This window comes from Roseixanthobacter psychrophilus, from assembly GCF_043195195.1.
In the GTDB taxonomy this organism is placed as follows: Bacteria; Pseudomonadota; Alphaproteobacteria; order Rhizobiales; family Xanthobacteraceae; genus NCEH01.
In genome coordinates this window covers 42,803-66,633 of record NZ_JBAFWT010000004.1, presented here as the reverse complement: position 1 = coordinate 66,633, position 23,831 = coordinate 42,803, and the positions used below count along the sequence as shown (strand labels likewise).

Genomic DNA, 23,831 nt, shown 5'->3' with positions numbered 1-23,831 from the left:
CGCGCCTTGGCCGCCCGTGCAGGCATCAGATCAAAGTAAGGGCACGCGCTGCCTCAAGTTTCGGCGTGCCGCCCTTGGGGCAATGTGAAAGCTTAGCCCGACGCAGCAAGGCCGAGGGTTTGGCACATGAATGATATGAGCTTCGCGCAGTGGAAATCGGCGGCAGCGGCCCTCAGCTTCCGGACCCAAGTGTTCATCGACGGCAAGACGGCGCCTGCGGCCTCCGGCGAGACTTTCGCGGCGACCAATCCCGCCACCGGGCAGGTGCTGGCCCACGTGGCGAGCGGCGGTGCGGCGGACATCGACCGCGCGGTGGCCTCGGCGCGCAGATCGTTCGAATCGGGCGTGTGGTCGCGCGCCGCGCCGGCCGAGCGCAAGGCGGTGCTGCTGAAGCTCGCCGATTTGATGCGCGCCAACCGAGTGGAACTTGCTTTGCTCGATAGCCTGGACATGGGCAAGCTGGTGGTGGAAGCCGCCAGTATCGACGTCACCAATGCCTCCGGCGTGTTCCAATGGTATGGCGAGGCGATCGACAAGGTCTATGACGAGGTGGCCCCCACGGCCCCCGGCGACCTCGCCTTGGTGCGGCGCGCCCCGCTCGGCGTGGTGGGCGCCGTGGTGCCCTGGAATTTCCCGCTCGACATGGCCTCCTGGAAATGCGCGCCGGCTCTCGCGGCGGGCAACAGCGTGGTGCTGAAGCCGGCGGAGCAATCCGCCTTCTCCGCCTTGCGGCTCGCGGAACTCGCCATCGAGGCCGGGCTGCCCGAGGGCGTGCTCAATGTGGTGCCGGGATTTGGCGAGACCGCCGGCCGCGCGCTCGGCCTGCACATGGATGTGGACGTGCTCGCCTTCACCGGCTCGACGGAAGTGGGCAAGTATTTCCTGGAATATTCCGGCCAGTCCAACATGAAGCAGGTCTGGCTGGAGTGCGGCGGCAAAAGCCCCAATCTGATCTTCGCCGATTGCGCCGATCTCGACGCCGCCGCCGACATGGCCACCTCGGGCATCTTCTTCAACCAGGGCGAAGTGTGCTCGGCCAATTCGCGGCTGCTGGTGGAGCGCTCGATCCACGATGCCTTCGTCGAGAAGATGATCGAGCGCGCCGGCAAGGTCGCCCCCGGCGATCCGCTCGACCCCTCATCCACCATGGGCGCCATGGTGGATGCCAAGCAGACCGAGCGGGTGATGTCCTTCATCGCCGAGGGCAAGAAGACCGCCCAATTGGTGCAGGGCGGCGAGCAGGTGACCCTCAACGGCAGCGGCTGCTATGTGACGCCCACCATCTTCGCCGGCGTCACGCCCAAGGATCCGCTGGCGCAGGAGGAGATCTTCGGGCCGGTGCTCGCCATCACGCCGTTCGACAGCGAGGCGGAAGCGGTGGCCATCGCCAACGACACCATCTATGGCCTCGCCGCCTCGGTGTGGACCGACAATCTCTCCCGCGCCCACCGCGTCGCCGACAAGCTGCGCGCCGGCACGGTCTCGGTGAACACCATGGACGCCACCACGCCCATGACGCCGTTCGGCGGCTTCCGCCAATCCGGCTTCGGGCGCGACCTCTCGCTCCACGCGCTGGACAAATATACCGGGCTGAAGACCATCTGGATCAAATATACCGCCTGATCCCCTCCCGCGCCGGTCGACGGGCGGCCGGCGCGGACATCGGCCCTGAACTTCTTCGGAATTTTGAATTTCGGGCGCAGAACACGCGGAATTCGCCGCTTGTCCGCGCCGTTCTTCCGCGCCGGGCCGATGTTTCACATGAAACATTTACCGAAAACACAGGCTTTGCGGGCGCTCCCGGGGCCTGAAACCCGCCCTTGAAAATTCCCGCTTGAATTCCTCTCCGGAAGCCGGTGGATGGCGAAAAGCGCTTGCGGCGCTTCGGTTCGCATGGGGAGACGGGCAGATGAGTGCAGAGGGTCACGATGGGTTGCCGCTTACGGGCATCAAGGTTCTCGACCTGTCGCGCATCCTCGCCGGCCCTTGGTGCGCCATGGTCCTCGCCGACCTCGGCGCCGACGTCATCAAGGTGGAACATCCCACGAGAGGCGACGATACCCGCGACTGGGGCGTACCCACCGCCGGCACCAACACCTCCTATTTCGACAGCGTCAACCGCAACAAACGCTCCATCGGCGTCGATCTCGCAACCCCGGAAGGGCTCAGCATCGTCAAGGCCTTGGCCCGCGAAAGCGATGTGGTGGTGCAGAATTTCAAGACCGGCGGGGCCGAGAAACTCGGCCTCGGCTACGCGCAATTGCGCGCCGAAAATCCCGGCCTGATCTATTGCTCCATCGCCGGATATGATTCCGACGGACCGGAAGCCTCAAGGCCCGGATACGATCTGGTGGTCCAGGGCGAAACCGGCCTGATGGCCCTCAATGGCGAGCCCGGCCGCCCCCCGTTGAAGTTCGGCGTGGCGGCGGTGGATCTGTTCACCGGCCAGTTCGCCGCCCAGGCGGTTCTGGCCGCCCTGTTCGCCCGCACCCGCACGGGACAGGGCCGCGAGGTGGAACTCGCGCTCTATGATTGCGGCATCGCGCTGACCTCCTATTACGGCCTGGAAGCCTTGGCCCGACAGGCGGACTTGCCGCCGGTGGGAAATGCCCATCCCTCCATCGTGCCCTATGGCGTGTTCCCCACCGCCGACGGGCCGATCGTCATGACTGTCGGCAACAATGCCCAGTATCGGCGCTTCTGCGAGCGCGTGATCGAGCGCATGGACCTGTTCGAGGATCCCCGTTTCGCCACCAATCTCGACCGCGCCCGCAACCGCGCCATCCTGGTGCCGCTGGTGGATGCCGAACTCTCCCGCTGGCCGCGCGAGGCCCTGCTGGCGCGCCTCAACGCGACCGGCATTCCCTGCGGCGAGGTGCTTGGATTGCATGCCGCTCTCACCTCCGAGCGCGCGCGTGCTGCCGGCCTGGTGGTCGAGGCGCAGGACGTGCCGCAAGCAGCTGAGGACGGCGAGACCGGCCCGCGGGTGCTGGCGCCGCCCTATCGCCTTGACGGCACGCGCCTGCCGGTGCGCCGCATGCCGCCGGGCCTCGGCACATCGAGCGCCGCCATCCTCGCCGACCGCCTCGGCTATGGCCCGGAAGAACGCGCGGCCCTGGCCGCCAAGGGCATCATCCGCTGATCTCAGGAGAGGGCGTCAAGGCGGGGCCGGAATGGCGCAGAAGCAAGCCGTCCCGTGCAAATGGTGGAACAGTCTTCATAACCGCCCCCTCGGGGCGTCCGCCCCTGTCGGTCCGTCGTTTCGAGATGAGCGCCTTCCTGTCGCCGCAATGCGTCTCTATACACCAAGGCCTCAGCAGTGGCGCCGGAGACGGCGACCTGGGGGACGGACGGATGTACTCCGACCCCGGAGCATAGCTTGAGACAGGGAGCCCCGCGTCAGCGGGGCTTTTTTGTTGTCTACACGCCTGTCGCACCTTTGCCTCTACGGCACGCCCCTCATTCCGCCGGGGCGAGGGGCGGCGTGGCGCGTCCCATTCCCGCCTCGGGCGCAGTGCGTGACGGACGGCGGCGCAGGCGGTCGAGCAACAGATAGACCACCGGCGTGGTGTAGAGCGTGAGCACCTGGCTCACCATGAGCCCGCCGATGATGGTGATGCCGAGCGGATGCCGCAGCTCGGCGCCCGTGCCCGAGGCGAGGGCGAGCGGGACCGCACCGAAGATCGCGGCCAGAGTCGTCATCAGGATCGGGCGGAACCGCTGCAGGCAGGCTTCGCGGATCGCCGCCTCCGGCGAGAGCCCGCGGGTCCGCTCCGCCTCCAGGGCGAAGTCCACCATCATGATGGCATTTTTCTTCACGATTCCGATCAGCAGGATCACCCCGATCAGGGCGATCAGGCTGAACTCGCTCTTGAATACAATCAAAGCCAGCACCGCCCCGACCCCCGCCGACGGCAAGGTGGACAGGATGGTGAGCGGATGCACGAAGCTTTCGTAGAGAATCCCGAGCACCACATAGACGCTCACCAGAGCCACCAGGATCAGCAGCGGCTGGGTGCCGAGTGATTGTTGAAACAACTTGGCGGTGCCCTGCGAAGTCCCGTGGATGCTTGACGGCACGCCGATGCGGGTCATCTCCCGGTTGATGGCGGCCAACGCCTCGCCGAGCGTATGGCCGGGCGTGAGATTGAACGACAGCGTGCTGGCTGCGAACAGGCCCTGATGGTTCACCGCCAGCGGCGTGGTGCCCGGACCAAAGGTGGCAAAAGCCGAGAGCGGGACCGACAGATTGAACTTGGTGCTCACCGCCGCCCCGGTCGAGGCGCCGGACTTCGTGGAATTCGCGATGCGATTGGTGTTGGCGTTGCGGACCGCATCGGCGGAGAGCGCATCGGCCGAGCCGGTGAGTTGGGTGGAGACCGCCGCCAGGGCCGCCGTCGACGCACTGCCCGCGAGCGCGCCGCCGGAGGTGGAAATGCGGATGTCGTCGAGCGTGCGCGGGTCCTGCCAATAGGCCGGCGCCACCTCCATCACCACGTGATATTGGTTCAGCGGTGCATAGATGGTCGACACCTGTCGCTGGCCGAAGGCGTCATAGAGCGTATTGCTGATCTGGCTCATGGAGAGGCCGAGCCGCGCCGCCGTATCGCGATCGATCTTGAGGTCGACCTCCAGCCCCTTCTCCTGCGTATCCGAATTGACATCGGCGATTTCAGGAAGCGTGCGCAGAGCTTCGGTGATCTTGGGGGTCCATTCGCGCAGCAGGTCGAGGTCGTCGCTCTGCAACGTGTATTGGTATTGCGCATTGCTCTGCCGCCCCCCGGCGCGCACGTCCTGCATCGCCTGAAGGAACAAGGTCGCGCCAGGAACCTTGCCGAGCTTGGGCCGCAGACGCGCGATCACCTCATCGGCGCTGGCGTCCCGCGCGTCGCGCGGCTTCAGGGCGATGAACAAATAGCCCGAATTGGTCTGCGATCCGCCGGTATAGCCCACCACGCTCGCCACCGCCGGATCGGCTTTCACGATCTCGACGAAGCGGCCGAGCTTCTGGCGCATGAGCTGGAAGGAAATGCTCTGATCGGCCTGGATGCCGCCAACGATCTGGCCGATATCCTGCTGCGGAAAGAAGCCCTTCGGCACCACGGTGAACAGGTGGACGTTGAGCGCCACCGTGGCCACCAGGATCGCGAAAACATACAGGCGGTGCCGAAGTGCCCAGCCGAGGGTCACGTCATATCCCCGGATCACGGCGGCGAAAACCGCTCCTCCCCAACGTGCCACCCGCCCCGGCGGCTTGCTGGACGGGAGGGCGATGAGGCGCGCGCACATCATCGGCGTCAGGGTAAGCGAGACCACCAGCGACACCAGGATCGTCACCGACAGCGTGACCGCGAATTCGCGGAAGAATTTCCCGACGATGCCGCCCATTAGCAAGATGGGGATGAATACCGCGATCAGCGAAACGCTCATGGAGAGGACGGTGAAGCCCACCTCCTTCGCTCCGACCAGCGCCGCCTCCATGCGCGACATGCCGGCTTCCACGTGCCGGGTCACATTCTCCAGCACCACGATGGCGTCGTCGACCACGAAGCCGGTGGCGATGGTCAGCGCCATCAGCGAGAAATTGTCGAGGCTGTAGCCCAGCAGATACATGATGCCGAACGTGCCGATCAGCGATACCGGCACGGCGACGCTCGGAATGAGCGCGGTGCGCCAATCGTGCAGGAACACCAGCACAACCGCCACCACCAGGATCACCGCCAGCACCAGGCTGAGCTCGACATCATGCAGCGAGGCGCGGATCGAGCCGGTGCGGTCCATGGCGATGGACAGGTCGATGTCGGCGGGAATCGACGCGCGCAGTTCCGGCAGCACCGCCTTCACCCGCTCCACCGCCTCGATGATGTTGGCGCCCGGCTCGCGTGAGAGGATCAGCAGCACCGAGGGATTGCCGTCGGCGAGGCCCTCGTTGCGGACATTCTCCACCGAATCCAGCACGTCCGCCACTTCTGACAAGCGGACCGGCGCGCCATTACGGTAGGCGACGACGAGGTTGCGATAGGCCGCCGCCTCGTGCGCCTGGTCGTTGGTGTAGATCTGATAGCGCTTGTCGCCGTCCTCGATCGCCCCCTTCGGCGCGTTGGCATTGGCGGAGGCGAGCGCTGCGCGAATATCCTCCAGGCCGATGCCATATTGGAACAGGGCATGGGGATTGATCTCGACCCGCACCGCCGGCAGCGAGGAGCCGCCGATGGTCACCAGCCCGACGCCCTTCACCTGGGAGAGCTTCTGCTGGAGTACGGTGGCGGCGGAATCATACAATTGGCCGCGGCTCAACGTCTTGGACGTGAGCGCCATGATCAGGATCGGCGCGTCGGCGGGATTGACCTTGCGATAGGTGGGATTGCTGCGCAACGCCGCCGGCAGGTCCGCCCGGGCCGCGTTGATGGCGGCCTGGACGTCGCGCGCCGCGCCGTCGATGTCGCGGTCGAGGCCGAACTGCAGGGTGATGCGACTCGACCCCAGCGTGCTGGTGGAGGTGATCTCGCTGACATCGGCGATCTGTCCGAGATGGCGCTCCAGCGGCGTCGCGACTGTCGAAGCCATGGTCTCGGGATTGGCCCCCGGCATGGAGGCCGTGACCTGGATTGTCGGCAGGTCAACCTCCGGCAGCGGCGAGACCGGGAGATGGAAGAATGCGAGCGCCCCCGCCGCTGCGAACCCAAGGGTCAGCAGGGTGGTCGCCACAGAACGGCGGATGAAGGGCGCGGAGATGTTCATTCCGCCGGTTCCAGCGCCGCCGCCCGGGGCCGCCCGGACAGGCGCCGCGCAAGATTTTCGAAGGCAAGATAGATGACGGGCGTGGTGAACAAGGTGAGCACCTGGCTCACCACCAGCCCGCCGACGATGGCGACGCCGAGCGGCTGGCGCAGTTCCGAGCCCGCGCCCGAACCGAGCATCAAAGGCAGCGCGCCGAGCATTGCCGCCAGCGTGGTCATCAGGATCGGCCGGAAGCGCAGCAGGCAGGCTTGGTAAATCGCCTCGGCAGGCGGCAGGCCCTGGTTGCGCTCCGCATCGAGCGCGAAGTCGATCATCATGATCGCGTTCTTCTTCACGATGCCGATCAGCAGGATGATGCCGATGATGCCGATGATGTCGAGTTCGCCGCCCATCGCCATCAGGCCCAGCAGCGCGCCGACGCTGGCCGAGGGTAAGGTGGAGAGAATGGTGATGGGGTGGATGTAGCTTTCATAGAGCACGCCCAGCACGATGTAGACCGTGACGATGGCGGCGAGGATGAGCAGCAGTTCGTTGCCCAGCGCCGCCTGAAAAGCCAGAGCGGCACCTTGGAACGAGGTGACCACGCTCTCCGGCAGGCCGATGTCCCGCTCCGCTTGCTGCACGGCCGCCACCGCCGCGTCCAGCGACACGCCCGGCGCGAGGTTGAACGAGACGGTCACCGCGGGAAACTGGCTGAGATGGCTGATCTGCAGCGGGGCCGGACGCTCGGTAATGGTGGCGATGGCGGACAGCGGCACCTGGGCGCCGTTCGAGCCCGGCAGATACACCGTTTCGAGGGACTTCAACGTGGTCTGCAAGGCCGGGTCGGCCTCCAGGATCACCCGATATTGGCTGGTCTGGGTGAAGATCGTGGAGATGATGCGCTGACCGAAGGAATCGTACAGCGCATTGTCCACCGTCGCCATGGTGATGCCGAACCGAGCGGCGGTGTCGCGATCCACCGTGATGTCCACGGCAAGGCCCCGGTCCTGCAGGTTGCTGGTGACATCCGCGAGTTCCGGGCTGCGGGACAGGCGATCGAGCAGGCGCGGCACCCACAGGGAAAGTTCGGCCGGGTCGGTATCCTGCAGCACGAACGTGTATTGGCCCCGCCCCGAGGTGGCGTCGATGGTCAGATCCTGCACCGGCTGCAAATAGAGCGAGACACCCGAGATCCCGGCAACGGCGGCCGTGATGCGGCGGATCACGGCCGAAACGTTTGAGGTGCGCTCGCCCTTGGGCTTCAGCTCGATGAGGAAGCGGCCGGTATTGAGAGTGGCATTGGTGCCGTCGGCGCCGATGAAGGACGACAAAGCGGAGACGTCCGGGTCCTTGAGGATGGCTGCGGCGAGCGCCTGCTGGCGTTCCGCCATGCCGGCATAGGAAATGGACTGCGGGCCTTCCGAGACGCCGGAAATCAGACCCGTATCCTGCACCGGGAAGAAGCCCTTCGGGATCGCCACATAGAGCGCGACCGTCAGCGCCAGGGTGGCTACCGCCACCAGCAAGGTGAGGACCTGGTGGCGCAGCACCACGCGCAGCATGGTGCCATAGGTGGAGATCACGCTATCGAACCAGGTGCGCTTGCGCGGCCCCGCGTCCAACGGGCGCGCCTTCAGCAGGCGCGCGCACAGCATGGGCACGAGGGTGAGCGAGACCACGGCCGAGATCAAAATGGTGACCGCGAGCGTGATGGCGAATTCGCGGAACAGCCGCCCCACCACATCGGCCATGAATAGCAGCGGGATCAGCACCGCGATCAGCGAAACGGTCAGCGACACGATGGTGAAGCCGATCTGCGCCGAGCCCTTCAGCGCCGCGTCGAACGGCTTCATCCCCATCTCGATATAGCGGGCGATGTTCTCGATCATGACAATCGCATCGTCCACCACGAAGCCCGTGGCGATGGTCAGCGCCATGAGCGAGAGATTGTTGAGGCTGAAGCCCGCCAGATACATCACGGCGAAGGTGCCGACGATGGAGAGCGGCACCGACAGGCTCGGGATCACGGTCGCGGGGATGTTCCGCAGGAATACGAAGATCACCAGAACCACCAGCACCAGGGCCAGCACCAACTCCAATTCCACGTCGCGCACCGAGGCACGGATGGTGGTGGTGCGGTCTGTGAGCACGGCAACGTCGACGCTCGATGGCAGGTTGGCCGTAAGTTCGGGCAGCAGCGCCTTGATATCGTCCACCACCGCGATCACGTTCGCGCCCGGCTGACGCTGGATATTCAGGATGATGGCGGGGGTCGTATTCATCCAGGCGGCGAGCTTGTCGTTCTCTGCCCCGGCAATCACCTCCGCCACCTGGGAGAGGCGCACCGGTGCGCCTTTGCGATAGGCGATGACAAGGTCGCTATAGACCGCGGGATCGCGGATCTGGTCGTTGGCATTCACCGAATAGGCCCGCATGGGCCCGTCAAAACTGCCTTTCGGCGTGTTCACATTGGCATTGGCGATGCTGGTGCGCAGATCGTCGATATTGAGCCCGTAAGCTGACAGAGCGGCGATATTGGCGCGGATGCGCACCGCCGGCCGCTGTCCGCCGGACAGGGTGACGAGGCCGACGCCCGCCACCTGGGACAGCTTCTGCGCCACCCGTGTGTCGGCGAGGTCCTGCAGTTCGGTAGGCGCGAGGGTCTTCGAGGTGACGGCGAGGGTCAGGATCGGCGCGTCGGCCGGATTGACCTTGGCATAGATGGGCGGAGCCGGAAGATCGGACGGCAGCAGGTTTCCGGCCGCGTTGATCGCCGCCTGCACCTCCTGCTCGGCCACGTCGAGGGTCAGGTCGAGGCCGAACTGAAGCGTGATGACCGAGGCGCCCGCCGAACTGGACGAGGACATCTGCTTGAGGTTCGGCATCTGCCCGAGCTGGCGTTCCAGCGGGGCGGTGATCGAGGAGGTCATCACCTCCGGGCTGGCACCGGGATAGAAGGTGCGCACGGCAATGGTGGGATAGTCCACCTCCGGCAAGGCGGAGAGCGGAAGGAAGCGGAAGGCGACGATGCCGACCAGCAGCAGCGCCAGCATCAGCAGGGAGGTGGCCACTGGCCGGACGATGAAGGGTTGGGAGGGGTTCACGCCGCTGGCTCCCACCCCGACGGTTCCCGCCCGAGCCGTGCGCAGCTCATTGCGCGCCGCCCTGGGGCGCCGCCGGTGCCCCGCCTTGAGATGCGCCGCTCGCGGCACTCGGGGGCGCGGGAGGCGCGATGCTGGGCCCGGCCGCCGGAACGCCGCCCGGAGCGGGCGCTGCCGGTGCAGGGGTGGTTGCGGGCGCAGCCGCGCCCTGCCCGTTGGGATTGCGGCGTTGGCGACCCTCGGGACTGGGGACAGCGGCAGGGTGGCCCGCGCCGCCTTTCGCGTCAGGCTCGCTGATCTTCGTGCCTTCGCGCAGCTTGTCGGCCCCGTCCACCACCACCTTGTCGCCGGGAGCAAGACCTTCGGTGACGACGATGCTGCCGCTGTCGGAGGGGCCGAGCACGATCTTGCGCACGCTCACGCTATTGTCCGGCTGGACCAGATAGACATAGGTGCCCGGCGCACCGCGCTGCACCGCCGCCGAGGGAATGAGCGTGACGCCGGTGAGTGTATCCACCAGCAGATCGACATTGACGAACTGGCTCGGAAACAACGCTTCGTCGGCATTGTCGAACTGGGCCTTCAGCTTCACCGTACCGGTGGTCACGTCCACCTGGTTGTCGACCGTCACCAGCTTGCCGGTGGCAAGCTTGGCGCGCCGGTTGCGGTCATAGATGGTCACCGGCAGCTCGGCACCCGTCGACATGCGCTTGAGCACCGTGGGAACACGATCCTCCGGCAGCGAAAACAGCACGGTGATGGGCTTGATCTGCGCAATTACGGCAATGCCGGTGGAATCCCCCGCCTGGACATAGTTTCCACGGTCGACCAGCCGCAGACCGACGCGGCCGGTGACCGGCGCTGTGATGTGGCAATATTCCAGGTTCAGCTCGGCGGTGCGCACTTGCGCCTCGTCCATTTCCACCGTGCCCTGAAATTGCTGCACCAGCGCCTGTTGGGTGTCCACCTGCTGCTGGGAAGCGGCATTCTTGGCCACCAGCTGGGTGTAGCGGTTGAAGTCGAGCTGCGCATTCTTGAGCTGCGCCTGGTCACGGGCGAGTTGGCCCTGGGCCTGCTTCAGCGCCGCCTCATACGGGCGCGGATCAACCTCGGCCAGCGGTGCGCCGGCCTGGATTTCCTGTCCCTCGGTGAAGAAGAGATTGGTCAGGCGTCCGCTGATCTGGGTCTTCACCGTCACGGTCGTGAGCGGGGTGACGGTGCCAAGGGCCGTGAGCGTCACCGGCATGTCGCCGGTGTGCGCCACCGCGGTCGCCACGGGGATCGCCATCCCGGCGAACCCGCCCCGCCCGGCAGGCGCGGCGCTCTGCTGCGGCCGGATGAGGAAGCCCGCGCCCACCAGCGCAAGCAAAGCCAGAAACACCAGGAACGACCAAAGAAACCGCCCCCGGCGCTTGTGAGCGACATCGGGCGCCGCCTCGGGCGCGAGGGTGATGGGTTCGCCGCGCAAATCGCGCAGCGGGCGGGGGTCGTTCATGGTGTCACCAGATTTCTTGGGCGTGCCGGGCGCGTGCTCTGCATCATCGCCTCGATTGTGGTTCGGGCGAGGCGTCACGCCCGCTCTCCTCGGGTGGAACCCAGCTTGCCAGCCGCGCGCGGCCCGAGGCCGACATGTCTCCGGCCGCGCCAACGATGATTTCATGCAGCGTGCGCCACAGGGTGCGCCGCGTCTCCCGCAGCCGGGCAAGGGCGGCATCGGCGGCGGCCGCGTCGAAGGGTTCGGCTGCAAGGGCGCGGCGTACCGTATCCTGCGCTGTCCGGGAGGCGAGCTGCTCCGCGTCGATCGCACCCGATGCGGCCAAAAACCGCGTCTTCAGTGCCTGCCCGTCGGCCGGCGGAAGGGCAGCCGCGAGGCGGTCGATGCGCGCTGCCGGGCTGCGGTCGAGCGGCGCCGCCGCAGCCGGCGCAGCGCGTTCCCGCGTCTCCTGGATCCCCACCGCCACGGCAAGGCCGATGAAGAACAGGTTCAGGGCCAGCGATGCCAGCAGCAGTATCCGGCGCGGCGGAAAAGGCAGCCTACCGATTGCACAGCCGCTCACAGCGCGCTCCCGCCGGTCGGGCCGGGCTCGAAGACGATGGCGCTGAGGTCCGCGGCGACCACGGTACGGCCCGGTGCCGCATCGAGAAACTCGGGGTGCACCACGGTGAGGCCGGCGAAGAAGCCCAGCAGCGCCATGCCGGCCAGCGCGGCGAGGCTCGGCCAGGACGGGCGCAGGTCGAGCGCCAGCAGCCAGGACGGCAGCCAGCGCACCGGCGCACCGGCGGTTTGCTTGGGTAAAGGCATCCCGGCCAGACGCGCGGCGACCCGTGCGCCGGCTGCGAGATCCTCGGCGGTCGGACCGGCCGCACTTGAACGCGCGAGGCGGGCGTCGAGCGCGGCCGTCGCCTCCCGCACGGCAGCGCAGGCTGAATCCCGTCGTATCAGCGCCTGCGCCCGCCCGCGGGCGGCTTGCGGCCATCGCTCCAGGTCCGCTCCATGCACGGCGAGAAGATGTTCAAATTCATCCCGTGTCATTTTCTACTCCTCCCCCATCACCGATCCGAGACGGGCGCGAAGGCTGCGCCGGGCACGGACCAGCAAGGTCTCGACACCGGAAACCGAGGTGTCGAGAATTTCAGCGGTTCGGGCGTTGGAGAACCCTTCCCAGTAGGTAAGCAGCACAGCCGCCCTTTGCCGCTCTGGAAGCGCCCCGACCGCAAGGGCGAGCACGCGATCCTCATGGCTGCGCAAGATGCGCTCGATCGCGTCCGGCGCCCCGTCTGCGACCTCGGCGGCCTCCTCCAGCGGGACAAAGGCCCGGCGCCGGCGATGATTGAGGCAGAGATTGACGACGATGCGATAGAACCACGTGCCGAATGCGGCACTGGGCTGCCAGCGGGGCGCCGCCCGCCAGATGGCGATGAACGCATCCTGGGCGATGTCCTCGGCATCGGCAGAATTGCCGAGGAACCGACGCGCAAGGGCGACCGCACGCACCACATAGCGCTCGGTAAGGGAACGGAAAGCCGTCTCATCCCCTTGGGCAACGCGCGCCATGAGGTCTTCGTCGCTCGCTTCGGGCATCCGGGTACTCGAACCTGCCCCCGTTTGCCGCAGCATGCCACCATCATGCGGGTCTCCTCAATCCGATGCGCCGCCGAGCCCACCGCCTCCTGCCGCCGTTGCGGTCTTGAGGGTTCAACACATGGCTGCGGAAAACCCTGCGCTGAACCGGCGATGGCAACAGGGTCACGGCTGCGTGAAGGCGCGCGCGACCGCGCAGGGTTCGCGCAAGCCAAGTGTTGAAAGGCGGTAGCGGTGGAAAGGGAACACGGCTGATGCCTCGTCTCGTGTGGGTCGTAACGCCGGCCGTCGTGGTCGCCGGCGCGTTCGCTTGGCACTTTGGGGTCGCTTCGCCCGCCCCTAACGCCAATGCCAAGAAGGCTCCGCCGTCCATTCCGGTGGTTGCCGCGCCCACGCGGGAGGAGAGTTTTCCGGTCTATGCCACCGGTCTCGGCACGGTGCAGGCGTTCAATTCGGTCACCGTGAAGGTGCGCGTCGACGGCGAGCTGGACAAGGTTACCTTCAGCGAGGGCCAGGACGTGAAGGCGGGCGACGTGCTGGCGCAGATCGACCCCCGGCCGCTCCAGGCGACCCTCGCCCAGGCCCAGGCGGCCAAGGCCAAGGACCAGGCGCTGCTCGCCAACGCGAAGCTCGACCAGGATCGCTTCAAGCAGCTCGTCAGCAAGAACGCGATCTCGCAGCAGCAGCTCGATACCCAGAACGCCCTGGTGGCCCAATATGATGCCGCGATCCAGGGCGACGATGCGGCGATCGACAGCGCGAAAGTTCAGCTCGGCTACACCACCGTGAAGGCGCCGATTTCGGGTCGCACCGGCGTCCGCCTGCTGGACGAGGGCAATATCGTCCACGCAACCGATACGTCCGGGCTGGTGGTGATCACCCAGCTCAGGCCGATTTCGGTGATGGTCTCGCTGCCGCAGGACCGGTTCGACGACGTGGTTGCCGCCATGGCGCACGGACCGGTGAGCGTCCTTGCCTTCAGGCGTGACGGCGTGACGCTCCTCGGCACCGGCACGGTCACCCTGATCGACAACCAGATCGACCAAGCCACCGGCACGATCCGCATCAAGACCACGTTCCCCAACGAGGATCTCAAGCTCTGGCCCGGCGCCTTCGTGAATGCGCAAGTGCTGGTGGACACCCGCAAGGATGCCATCCTCGTGCCGAACCAAGTGGTGCAGCGCGGGCCGGATGGCTTCTATGTCTATGTAGTGCGGGACGACGAAACGGTGGAGAAGCGCGTCGTCACACTCGGCCCCAGCCGCGCCGGCCAGATGGTGGTCGAAACCGGTCTCTCCGCCAACGAACGGGTGGTGGTGGACGGGCAATACAAGCTGATCCCAGGCGCCCATGTCACCGTGACCATGCCGCCCGGCCCGCAGCCGGTCTCCACCGCCAGCGCCGAGAAGGGCGCATGAGCATTTCGGCCCCCTTCATCCGCCGCCCCATCGCCACCTCGCTGCTGATGCTGGCGCTGGTGCTGATCGGCGCCGTCGCCTATCCCCTGCTGCCAGTGGCGCCGCTGCCGCAGGTGGACTTTCCCACAATCCAGGTCTCCGCGAGCCTGCCCGGCGCCAGCCCGGAGACCATGGCGTCGTCGGTTTCGACCCCCCTCGAGCGCCAGTTCAGCCAGATCGCGGGCGTCACCCAGATGACCTCGACGAGCGCGCTGGGGGTCGCCTCCATCACCATCCAGTTCGATCTCAACCGCAGCATCGACGCGGCGGCGCAGGACGTTCAGGCGGCCATCACCGCCGCCGCCGGCCAATTGCCCAAGAACCTGCCCAGCCCGCCGACCTATCGCAAGGTGAACCCGGCCGATGCGCCGATCCTGATCCTCGCTGTCCAGTCGGACCTCTATCCGCTGACCAAACTGGACGATTACGCCGACACCATCCTCGCCCAGCAGATCAGCCAAGTGCCCGGGATCGCACAGGTGGCCATCACCGGCGAGCAGAAGCCGGCCGTGCGGGTGCAGGTGGACCCGGCGAAGATCGCCTCGCTCGGCATGAGTCTCGAGGACGTGCGCGCGATCCTCGCCGCCGCCACCGTGGATTCCCCGAAAGGCTCGTTCGACGGCACCGCCCAGAGCTTCACCATCTATGCCGACGACCAATTGCTTGCGTCCTCGCCCTGGAACGAGGTGGTCATCGCCTACAAGAACGGCGCGCCGGTGCGCATCCGCGATATCGGGCGGGCGATCGACGGGCCGGAGAACGTGCGCCTCGCCTCCTGGCAGAACGGCAAGCGCGGCATCCAGCTGATCGTCTTCAAGCAGCCCGGCGCCAATGTGATCGACACCGTGGACCGCGTGCACGCCATGATCCCGCGCCTCGAAGCCGCCTTGCCCCCCGGCATCGACGTGCTGGTGATCTCCGATCGCACCCAGACCATCCGCGCTTCGGTGGACGACGTGCAGTTCACCATGCTGCTCACCATCGGCCTCGTGGTGGCGGTGATCTTCGCGTTCCTGCGCAATGTCTGGGCCACCATCATTCCGAGCGTGACCGTGCCGATGGCGCTGATCGGAACGTTCGCGGTGATGTACGCGCTCGGCTACAGCATCGACAATCTCTCGCTGATGGGCCTGACGATCGCGGTCGGGTTCGTGGTCGACGACGCCATCGTGATGCTGGAGAACATCTATCGCCACATCGAGGAGGGGATGGCGCCGTTCGAGGCGGCGCTGAAGGGCTCGGCGGAAATCGGCTTCACCATCATTTCCATCAGCTTGTCCCTGGTGGCGGTGTTCATCCCCGTGCTGCTCATGGGCGGCATCGTCGGGCGGTTGCTGCGGGAATTCGCGGTGACCGTGACCATCACCATCCTGGTGTCCGTGGTGGTCTCGCTCACGCTGACGCCCATGATGTGCTCGCTGTTCCTGAAGAACCAGCACGATGTCAAACACGGCCGGCTCTACATGGCCTTCGAAGCCTTCTTCGATGGCCTGCTCGGCGCTTATGAGCGCGGCCTGAAATGGGTGCTGCGCCACCAGTTCCTGACGTTGATGACGCTGTTCTGCACCATGGCCGCCACCGGCTATCTCTATGTGGTGATCCCCAAGGGCTTCTTTCCGCAGCAGGACACCGGCTTCATCCAGGGGTTCTCGGAAGCCGCGCAGGACATCTCCTTTGCCGCAATGTCACAGAAGCAGATGGCGCTGCTGGACGTGGTCGGGCGCGACCCGGCGGTTGCGACCGTCTCCGGCGCCGTCGGCGCCACGGGCGGCTCGCAGACGGTCAACACCGGCCGCATCTGGATCACCTTGAAGCCGCGCGAGCAGCGCGACGCCAGCGCGACCGAAGTGATCGCGCGCCTGCGGCCGCAATTGGCGAAGATCGAGGGCGTGGCCCTGTTTCTCCAAGCTTCCCAGGACATTAACGTGGGTGGCCGCCCCGCGCGCACCCAGTATCAATACACCTTGCAGGACGCCAATCTCGCGGAACTAAACACATGGTCGCCGAAGATGCTGGCGATGCTGCGCGGCCTGCCGGAACTGCAGGATGTCGCCACCGACCAGCAGACCAGCGCGCCCACCGTCTCCCTGAAGATCGACCGGGACACCGCCGCCCGCTTCGGCATCCAGCCGCAGGTGATCGACGACACGCTCTACGACGCCTTCGGCCAGCGGCAGGTGGCGCAGTATTTTACTCAGCTTTCCCAATACCATGTGGTGCTGGAAATCGACCCCAAGCTGCAGAGCGACACAAGCGCGCTCGACAAGCTCTATGTGAAGTCGCCGCGTACCGGCGAGCAGATCCCGCTCTCTGCGTTCGTGAAGGTGGACACCTCCAAGACCGCCTCGCTCTCGATCTCCCACCAGGGCCAGTTCCCGGCGGTGACGCTGAGCTTCAATCTCAGCCCCGGCACGGCGCTGGGACAGGCGGTCGACGCCATCAAGCAGGCGGAACTGAAGATCGACAAGCCGATCACGCTGATCGGCACGTTCCAGGGCACCGCGCAGGCGTTCCAGGATTCGCTGCGCACCCAGCCCTATCTGATCCTCGCCGCGATCATCGCCGTCTACATCATCCTCGGCGTGCTCTATGAGAGCTACATCCACCCGCTGACGATCCTCTCAACCTTGCCCTCGGCGGGCCTTGGAGCGTTGCTGATCCTGTATTTCTCAGGCTTCGACCTGAGCGTGATCGCGCTCATCGGCATCCTGCTGCTGATCGGTATCGTGAAGAAGAACGCGATCATGATGATCGACTTCGCGCTCGCCAAGGAGCGCGAGGAGGGGATGGCGCCGGAGCAGTCGATCTACGAGGCCTGCCTCACCCGTTTTCGGCCGATCATGATGACCACCATGGCCGCGCTGCTGGGCGGACTGCCGCTGATGCTCGGCACCGGAACCGGCTCGGAACTGCGGCGGCCGCTCGGCTTCGCCATCGTCGGCGGGCTGCTGGTGAGCCAGATGCTGACACTCTACACGACCCCGGTGGTCTATCTCTATATGAACCGCCTGCAGCTCTGGCTGAGGAAGGGGCGGCGCGGGCGGGCGGGCAAGGCGGCACCGGCGGGTTCCGCTCCGGCTCCGGAATCCAGCGCCGATGCGCCGGCGACCTGAAGCGCGCGCCGGAGAAATCGGGAGAAAAGGCGCCGGCAATTTGCGGAAAATGTTTCATGTGAAACATCGGCGCGGCGGAGAAGAACAGCGGAAAAATCCGCATGTTCAGGGTGTGTAACGCGGAAAAATTGGCAAATTCCGTAGAAGTTCGACGACAAACGTCCGCCCGGTCGAAAAACGGCCTGCGACCGCGCACCTGCCCTAAGGGAACAACCGCCCGGGTCGCGGCCGGCCCGCCGGCGACCCAGCGTCACGTGTCTGTGAACTGCATTTTTATCGCGCGCCCGCCTGCGGTCGCCCTCGTCCAAAGGTCGAACGAAACTTTCGCAAATCGAGATGCGAGCGTCACTCCTGCGGCAATCCGCCGGTCGAGCGCGATGCATATTTAATTCTGCATTCAAAACGCCGATTTTTTGCGCATTCACTGCCTAGAAAACATTCTTCCTCCCAAGGGTGCGCGTTGTTAGCGTCTGCACAAAGCACCCCCCGGCGCATTGCTGCGGGGCAGCATTCGCTTGGGACCCATGATGACCGACCCCCTGCCGGCGCCGCTTGCCGAGAGCCCGTTGCAGCCGCTGCCCGACGTCGGCGGCCCGGCACAGGCCCTTTTGAGCGTGTCCGGCCTCACCAAGACTTTCGCCGGGCGCGGCAAGCTGTTCGGCGGGCGGGCCGGCGCCGTGCATGCGGTGAACGATGTCTCGTTCGAGGTGCGCAAGGGCGAGACCCTCGGCATCGTCGGGGAATCCGGCTGTGGGAAATCCACCGCCTCCAAGCTCATCATGGGCCTCTTGGAACCCACCGCCGGGGAGATCGTGTTCGACGGCGAGGCGGTCGGGCAGGAGGCGGCGGTGCTGCGGCGCTATCGCCGGCAGGTGCAGATGGTGTTCCAGGACAGCTTCTCCTCGCTCAATCCGCGCCTGACCATCGAGGAATCCATCGCCTTCCCGCCCATGGTGCATGGCATGGGGCGCAAGGCGGCGATCACCGTCGCCCGCGACATGCTCGCCGCCGTCGGCCTCCAGCCGGCGCAATATGCCACCCGCTTCCCGCACGAGCTGTCCGGCGGCCAGCGCCAGCGGGTGAACATTGCCCGGGCCCTTGCCCTGCGCCCGCGCCTCGTGGTGCTGGACGAGCCGGTCTCCGCGCTCGACAAGTCGGTCGAGGCGCAGGTGCTCAACCTGCTGATGGATCTGAAGGCCGAATTCGGCCTCACCTACATCTTCATCAGTCACGATCTCAACGTGGTTCAGTATATCTCGGACCGAGTGCTGGTGATGTATCTCGGCCGCGTGGTCGAACTCGGCGCCGCCGAGGCGATTTTCGCCGGCGCCGCCCATCCCTACACGTCGGCGCTGCTGGCAAGCCGTCCCTCGGTGGCTGGCCGCACCCGCGAGGCACCGCCTTTGGTGGGCGACCCGCCGAGCCCGGTGAACCCGCCCTCCGGCTGTGCCTCCCACCCGCGCTGCACCTTTTCCGAAGGGGTGTGCGCCACCCTTCGTCCGGCGCTGCTGCCGGTCGCCGCCCCGGCAAGGCAATCGGAGCATCTCGCCGCCTGCCTCATGCGCCAGCCCGGCAGCGGCCATAGCCTTGCGCCGCAGGCCGCCTGACATGACCCCATCCCAGACCCCCCGACCGCTGGTCAAGGTGCGCGACCTGAACGTCGCCTTCGTCTCGAAGGAAGCGACCCTCCATGCGGTGAACGGGGTCAATTTCGACCTCGCGCCCAAGGAGACGCTGTGTATCCTCGGCGAGAGCGGCTCCGGCAAGTCGGTGACGCTGCGCTCGCTGATGCGCCTGCATCCGCCCAAGCGCACCCGCATCACCGGCACCATAGAGGTGGACGGCACCGACATCGTCGCGGCCTCCGAGCATGACCTTTCCGCCATTCGCGGCCGCCTCGTCTCCATGATCTTCCAGGAGCCCATGACGGCGCTGGACCCGGTGTTCACCATCGGCAAGCAGATCACCGAGACCATCCGCCGGCATGAAGGCGTGAGCCATCGGGAAGCGCAGCGCCGGGCGCTGGACCTGCTGGAGCTGGTGCAGATCCCCTCCGCCCGCCAGCGGCTCGACGCCTATCCGCACGAACTCTCCGGCGGCCTGCGCCAGCGCGCCATGATCGCGGTCGCGCTCTCGGTGCGGCCCAAGCTGCTGCTCGCCGACGAGCCCACCACCGCGCTCGACGCCACGGTGCAGATCCAGGTGCTGCTGCTGCTGAAGCGCATCCAGGCGGAATTGGGCATGGGCGTCATCTTCGTGACCCATGATCTCGGGGTCGCGGGCGAGATCGCCGACCGGATCGCCGTCATGTATGCCGGCCGCTTCATCGAGGAGGCGCCGACCGAGCCGCTGCTGGAGGCGCCCGAGCATCCCTATGTGGAGGGCCTGCTGGGCGCCACCGTCACCCCGGCCTCGCGCGGACGGCGGCTCACCGCCATTCCCGGATCGCCGCCCAATCTGCGCACCTTGCCCGAGGGCTGCGCGTTTGCGCCGCGCTGCATCTATACCGAACCGGCGTGCCGCGCCGCCGTGCCGCCCCTTGAGGCCATCGCGCCGCAGCGCGCCGTGCGCTGCATCCACCCCGCAGGCGCGCGCCTCCCCGCCGCGCCGGGCCGGGCCCTGACCCTCGCGGCCGAGGAGCGCGCGCCATGATCTTCTACATCGTGCGCCGGGTGCTCTATTCCATTCCCATCGCCCTCTCGGTGGGGCTGGTGTGTTTCCTGCTGGTCTATATCTCGCCGGGCGATCCCATCAGCGCCATCGCGCCGCCCGATGCGCCGGCCGAGATGATCACCCAGTTGCGCCGCGACTATGGGCTCGACAAGCCCCTGCCCGAGCAGTTCGCAATCTGGCTCGGCCGCGTGGTGCAGGGCGATCTCGGCCGCTCGCTTTCCACCGGCCGTCCGGTATGGGGCGAGGTGTCGGTGGCCCTCAAGAACACCGTCTCTCTGGCGGTGGCGGCCTGCACCTTGGCGTTCGCACTGGGCACGCTGCTGGGCGGGCTCGCGGCGGCGTTCCGCGACACCTGGGTGGACCGCATCGCCATGACCTTCGCGGTGGCCGGCGTTTCGGTGCCGCATTATTGGCTCGGCATGCTGCTGGTGGCGGTGTTCTCCGTCACCTATCCCCTCGCCCCCTCCATGGGCGCCGGGCCGGGCGGCACCTTCGTGTGGGATTGGGCGCACCTGCCGTTCCTCATCCTGCCCATGGTGACGCTCAGCGCCATCCCGCTCGGCCTCGTGGCCCGCACAGTGCGCGGCACGGTGATCGAGATCCTGCATCAGGAGTTCATCACCACCTTGCGCGGCAAGGGCCTGCGCAGCGGCGGCATCCTGCTGCACGTGGCCAAGAATGCCGCGCCCAGCGTGCTCGCGGTCATGGGCCTGCAGCTCGGCTATCTCATGGGCGGCTCGATCCTGGTGGAAACCGTCTTCTCCTGGCCGGGCACCGGCTTCCTTTTGAACAGCGCCATCTTCCAGCGCGACATCCCGCTGCTCCAGGGCACCATCCTGGTGCTGGCGCTGTTGTTCGTCGCGCTCAATCTCGTGGTCGATCTCGGCCAGGCGCTCCTCGACCCCCGGATCAAACGGTGATGACCCTGATTGCCGCCAAGGACACCCTCGCAAAGAGCACCCTCGCACCCGAGAAAGCCGAGCGTCCGCAGGGCTATTGGCACGGCGTCGCCAAGCGCGTGCTGCGCGACAAGGCCACCATGTTCTGCCTGCTGGTGCTGCTGCTCATGTTTTTGGCGATCGTGTTCGCACCGCTGATCGCGCCCTACGACCCTTATGTGGGGAGCATCGCGCGGCGGCTGAAGCCGGTCGGCACGCCGGGCTATCTGCTCGGCACCGACGAACTCGGCCGCGACATGCTCACCCGCCTGCTCTATGGCGGGCGCCTCTCCTGGTTCATCGGCATCATGCCGGTGGCGATCGCCTTCGTCATCGGCTCCTCGCTCGGCATCATCGCGGGCTTTGCCGGCGGCTGGCTGAACATGCTGATCATGCGCGCCACCGACGTGTTCTATGCCTTCCCCTCGGTGCTGCTGGCGGTGGCGGTGAGCGGCGCGCTCGGGCCGGGCATCTTCAACGCCATCCTGGCGCTGACCCTGGTGTTCATCCCGCCGCTGATCCGCATTTCGGAAAGCACCACGGCGGGGGTGCGGGCGCTCGATTATGTGGAGGCGGCGCGCGCCACCGGGGCGGGGCCGTTCACCATCATCCGCGTGCATGTTCTGCCGAACGTGATGGGGCCCATCTTCGTCTATGCCACCGGCCTGATCAGCGTCGCCATGATCCTCGGCGCCGGCCTTTCCTTCCTTGGCCTCGGCACCCGCCCGCCCGAGGCGGAATGGGGGCTGATGCTGAATACGCTGCGCACCTCGCTCTACAACAAGCCGCTGCTCGCCATGCTGCCGGGCATCTGCATCTTCGTGACCTCCATCTGCTTCAACATGGTCAGCGATGGGCTGCGCGGCGCCATGGAGGTGAAGAACTAGCCCCTGTGCGACGCCCGCCTGTCGCGGTGCGGCGGCGGGCCGTTCCGGGATGCAGAGGCCGGCGCAGACCGGCGAGCGAAGATTTCAAAAAAATACGCGAACCAAGAACACACGAACCTTCCAGGAGTCCTCGATGCCACCCTTCGATTTGACGCGCCGCACCCTGCTCACCGGCACCGCCGTCACGGCGGCGGCCGCGACCCTCGGCGGCCTGCCGCGCCCGGTATTCGCCCAGGCGGCCTCCAGCCTGAACTACGGCATCTCCATGACGGATGTGCCGCTCACCACCGGCCAGCCGGACCGTGGCGCCGGCGCCTATCAGTTCACCGGCCTCACCATCTATGACCCGCTGGTGGCCTGGGAACTCGATGTCGCCGACCGTCCGGGCAAGATGATTCCCGGCCTTGCCACCTCCTGGGAAGCCGACCCGGCCGACCGCAAGAACTGGATCTTCAAGCTGCGTGAGGGCGTGAAATTCCATGACGGCTCGCCGTTCAACGCGGATGCGGTGATCTGGAACCTGGAAAAGGTCATGAACACCCAGGCGCCGCAGTTCGACGCGCGCCAGGCCGCGCAGGTGAAGCCCCGCCTGCCCTCGCTCGCGTCCTACAAGAAGCTCGACGACATGACGGTGCAGATCACCGCCAAGGGCGTGGACGCGCTGTTCCCCTATCAGATGATGTGGTTCCTGATCTCCTCGCCCACCCAGTACCAGAAGGTCGGCGGCGATTGGGCGAAGTTCGCGCTGGCGCCGTCGGGCACCGGCCCGTTCAAGATGGGCGAACTGGTGCCGCGCGTGCGCGTGGAGCTGCTGAAGAACCCCGATTATTGGGACAAGAAGCGCCTCGCCAAGGTGGACAAGCTGACCCTCACCTGCATCCCCGAGGATCTCTCGCGCGCCAGCGCCTTGCTGTCCAACCAGGTGGACCTGATCGAATCCCCGGCGCCGGACAGCGTCTCGCGCCTCAAGCAGGCGGGCATGCGCATTTCCACCAACGTGGTGCCGCACGTGTGGAACTACCATCTCTCCATGGTGGAAGGCTCGCCCTGGCGCGACGTCCGCCTGCGCCGCGCGGCCAATCTCGCCATCGACCGCGATGCGGTGGTGGAATTGATGAACGGCCTCGCCGTGCCGGCGGTCGGGCAGGTGCCCCAGTCCAGCCCCTGGTTCGGCAATCCGAGCTTCAAGATCCGCTATGACATGGACGCGGCGCGCAAGCTCGTGACCGAGGCCGGCTATTCCAAGGACAAGCCGCTCAAGGTGAAGTTCATCGTCCCGACCGGCGGCACCGGGCAGATGCTCTCCATGCCGATGAACGAATTCGTGCAGCAGAGCTGGGCGGAAGCGGGCATCGCGCTGGAGCTGCAGCCGGTGGAGCAGGAAGTCGCCTACACCGCGTGGCGCAAGGGCGCGGCCGATCCGAGCCTTGCCGGGATCTCCGGCAGCAACGTCGCCTATGTCACCAGCGATCCGTTCTACGCCATCGTGCGGTTCTACAGCTCCAAGCAGATTGCCCCGGTGGGCGTGAACTGGAGCCACTACAAGAATGCCGAGGTGGACGCGCTCTGCGACCAGATCAACGCCACGTTCGATCCCGCCGAGCAGGACAAGCTGCTGGCCAAGGTGCACGAGAAGGTGGTGGACGACGCGGTGCAGGTGTGGGTGGTCCACGACGTGTACCCGCACGCCTTGTCGCCGAAGGTGAAGAGCTACACCCAGGCACAGCACTGGTTCCAGGATCTGACCACGCTCTCCTGACCCCGACGGCCCATGAGTCACACGCATGGGCCTATGGTATGAAACACAAAAGGGGCGCCCCAGGCGCCCCTGTTCACGTCTCGAACGTTCGCGTCTCG

At 66.5% G+C, this 23,831-nt stretch carries 15 protein-coding genes; 9 read left to right on the top strand and 6 right to left on the bottom strand.

What is annotated here, in order from left to right:
• The first annotated feature begins 126 nt into the window (after window positions 1–126).
• Together V5F77_RS05880 and V5F77_RS05875 are read left to right on the top strand one after the other, a co-directional pair.
• Window positions 127–1,623 carry an aldehyde dehydrogenase gene (locus V5F77_RS05880; protein ID WP_429004405.1) on the top strand — a complete coding sequence of 499 codons (1,497 nt, stop codon included), beginning with the start codon at window positions 127–129 and terminating at the stop codon, window positions 1,621–1,623.
• Between the two features lie 286 nt (window positions 1,624–1,909).
• Window positions 1,910–3,142, top strand: coding sequence for a CaiB/BaiF CoA transferase family protein (locus V5F77_RS05875; RefSeq protein ID WP_429004404.1), 1,233 nt, complete (start codon window positions 1,910–1,912; stop codon window positions 3,140–3,142).
• Window positions 3,143–3,459: 317 nt separating this feature from the next.
• On the opposite strand, the gene V5F77_RS05870 is transcribed toward V5F77_RS05875, so the two are convergent.
• Genes V5F77_RS05870 through V5F77_RS05845 form a run of 6 tightly spaced genes read right to left on the bottom strand, consistent with a single transcriptional unit; the run spans window position 3,460 to window position 12,906 of the window.
• Window positions 3,460–6,741 (bottom strand): efflux RND transporter permease subunit, encoded by a 3,282-nt coding sequence (locus V5F77_RS05870; RefSeq protein WP_429004403.1) that lies wholly within the window; start codon window positions 6,739–6,741, stop codon window positions 3,460–3,462.
• Window positions 6,738–9,827 (bottom strand): MdtB/MuxB family multidrug efflux RND transporter permease subunit, encoded by a 3,090-nt coding sequence (locus V5F77_RS05865; protein ID WP_429004402.1) that lies wholly within the window; start codon window positions 9,825–9,827, stop codon window positions 6,738–6,740. Before V5F77_RS05865 ends, V5F77_RS05870 begins: the two co-directional genes overlap by 4 nt.
• Before the next feature lie 46 nt (window positions 9,828–9,873).
• The gene (locus V5F77_RS05860; RefSeq protein ID WP_429004401.1) at window positions 9,874–11,319 is read right to left on the bottom strand and encodes an MdtA/MuxA family multidrug efflux RND transporter periplasmic adaptor subunit; all 1,446 of its coding nucleotides are present in this window, start codon (window positions 11,317–11,319) and stop codon (window positions 9,874–9,876) included.
• Window positions 11,320–11,362: 43 nt separating this feature from the next.
• On the bottom strand, window positions 11,363–11,881 hold the full coding sequence (locus tag V5F77_RS05855) for a periplasmic heavy metal sensor (RefSeq protein WP_429004400.1): 519 nt from the start codon (window positions 11,879–11,881) through the stop codon (window positions 11,363–11,365).
• Complete coding sequence (locus V5F77_RS05850; protein WP_429004399.1) at window positions 11,878–12,357, bottom strand: hypothetical protein; 480 nt, start codon at window positions 12,355–12,357, stop codon at window positions 11,878–11,880. Before V5F77_RS05850 ends, V5F77_RS05855 begins: the two co-directional genes overlap by 4 nt.
• Window positions 12,358–12,360: 3 nt before the next feature.
• Window positions 12,361–12,906 carry a sigma-70 family RNA polymerase sigma factor gene (locus V5F77_RS05845; RefSeq protein ID WP_429004398.1) on the bottom strand — a complete coding sequence of 182 codons (546 nt, stop codon included), beginning with the start codon at window positions 12,904–12,906 and terminating at the stop codon, window positions 12,361–12,363.
• Window positions 12,907–13,160: 254 nt separating this feature from the next.
• Here V5F77_RS05845 and V5F77_RS05840 point away from each other — a divergent pair, with 254 nt between their 5' ends.
• The 7 genes from V5F77_RS05840 to V5F77_RS05810 all read left to right on the top strand — a co-directional run bounded on the left by V5F77_RS05840 (window position 13,161) and on the right by V5F77_RS05810 (window position 23,733).
• Entirely contained in the window at window positions 13,161–14,324 is a 1,164-nt protein-coding gene (locus tag V5F77_RS05840; protein WP_429004397.1) for an efflux RND transporter periplasmic adaptor subunit, read from the top strand.
• Entirely contained in the window at window positions 14,321–17,476 is a 3,156-nt protein-coding gene (locus tag V5F77_RS05835) for a multidrug efflux RND transporter permease subunit (RefSeq protein ID WP_429004396.1), read from the top strand. Before V5F77_RS05840 ends, V5F77_RS05835 begins: the two co-directional genes overlap by 4 nt.
• A gap of 527 nt (window positions 17,477–18,003) precedes the next feature.
• A complete protein-coding gene (locus tag V5F77_RS05830; protein ID WP_429004590.1) occupies window positions 18,004–19,083 on the top strand; it encodes an ABC transporter ATP-binding protein in 1,080 nt (359 codons plus the stop codon).
• A gap of 1 nt (window position 19,084) precedes the next feature.
• Window positions 19,085–20,128 (top strand): ABC transporter ATP-binding protein, encoded by a 1,044-nt coding sequence (locus tag V5F77_RS05825; RefSeq protein ID WP_429004395.1) that lies wholly within the window; start codon window positions 19,085–19,087, stop codon window positions 20,126–20,128.
• The gene (locus V5F77_RS05820) at window positions 20,125–21,069 is read left to right on the top strand and encodes an ABC transporter permease (protein WP_429004394.1); all 945 of its coding nucleotides are present in this window, start codon (window positions 20,125–20,127) and stop codon (window positions 21,067–21,069) included. Before V5F77_RS05825 ends, V5F77_RS05820 begins: the two co-directional genes overlap by 4 nt.
• A complete protein-coding gene (locus V5F77_RS05815) occupies window positions 21,069–21,974 on the top strand; it encodes an ABC transporter permease (RefSeq protein ID WP_429004393.1) in 906 nt (301 codons plus the stop codon). Before V5F77_RS05820 ends, V5F77_RS05815 begins: the two co-directional genes overlap by 1 nt.
• Window positions 21,975–22,107: 133 nt before the next feature.
• Window positions 22,108–23,733 carry an ABC transporter substrate-binding protein gene (locus V5F77_RS05810; RefSeq protein WP_429004392.1) on the top strand — a complete coding sequence of 542 codons (1,626 nt, stop codon included), beginning with the start codon at window positions 22,108–22,110 and terminating at the stop codon, window positions 23,731–23,733.
• Window positions 23,734–23,831 lie beyond the last annotated feature (98 nt).

Coding starts and splice junctions, on each gene's coding strand:
- V5F77_RS05880 (WP_429004405.1), top strand. CDS start 127: ATGAATGATATGAGCTTCGCGCAGTGGAAATCGGCGGCAGCGGCCCTC.
- V5F77_RS05875 (WP_429004404.1), top strand. CDS start 1,910: ATGAGTGCAGAGGGTCACGATGGGTTGCCGCTTACGGGCATCAAGGTT.
- V5F77_RS05870 (WP_429004403.1), bottom strand. CDS start 6,741: ATGAACATCTCCGCGCCCTTCATCCGCCGTTCTGTGGCGACCACCCTG.
- V5F77_RS05860 (WP_429004401.1), bottom strand. CDS start 11,319: ATGAACGACCCCCGCCCGCTGCGCGATTTGCGCGGCGAACCCATCACC.
- V5F77_RS05850 (WP_429004399.1), bottom strand. CDS start 12,357: ATGACACGGGATGAATTTGAACATCTTCTCGCCGTGCATGGAGCGGAC.
- V5F77_RS05845 (WP_429004398.1), bottom strand. CDS start 12,906: ATGCCCGAAGCGAGCGACGAAGACCTCATGGCGCGCGTTGCCCAAGGG.
- V5F77_RS05840 (WP_429004397.1), top strand. CDS start 13,161: ATGCCTCGTCTCGTGTGGGTCGTAACGCCGGCCGTCGTGGTCGCCGGC.
- V5F77_RS05835 (WP_429004396.1), top strand. CDS start 14,321: ATGAGCATTTCGGCCCCCTTCATCCGCCGCCCCATCGCCACCTCGCTG.
- V5F77_RS05830 (WP_429004590.1), top strand. CDS start 18,004: ATGACCGACCCCCTGCCGGCGCCGCTTGCCGAGAGCCCGTTGCAGCCG.
- V5F77_RS05825 (WP_429004395.1), top strand. CDS start 19,085: ATGACCCCATCCCAGACCCCCCGACCGCTGGTCAAGGTGCGCGACCTG.
- V5F77_RS05820 (WP_429004394.1), top strand. CDS start 20,125: ATGATCTTCTACATCGTGCGCCGGGTGCTCTATTCCATTCCCATCGCC.
- V5F77_RS05815 (WP_429004393.1), top strand. CDS start 21,069: ATGACCCTGATTGCCGCCAAGGACACCCTCGCAAAGAGCACCCTCGCA.
- V5F77_RS05810 (WP_429004392.1), top strand. CDS start 22,108: ATGCCACCCTTCGATTTGACGCGCCGCACCCTGCTCACCGGCACCGCC.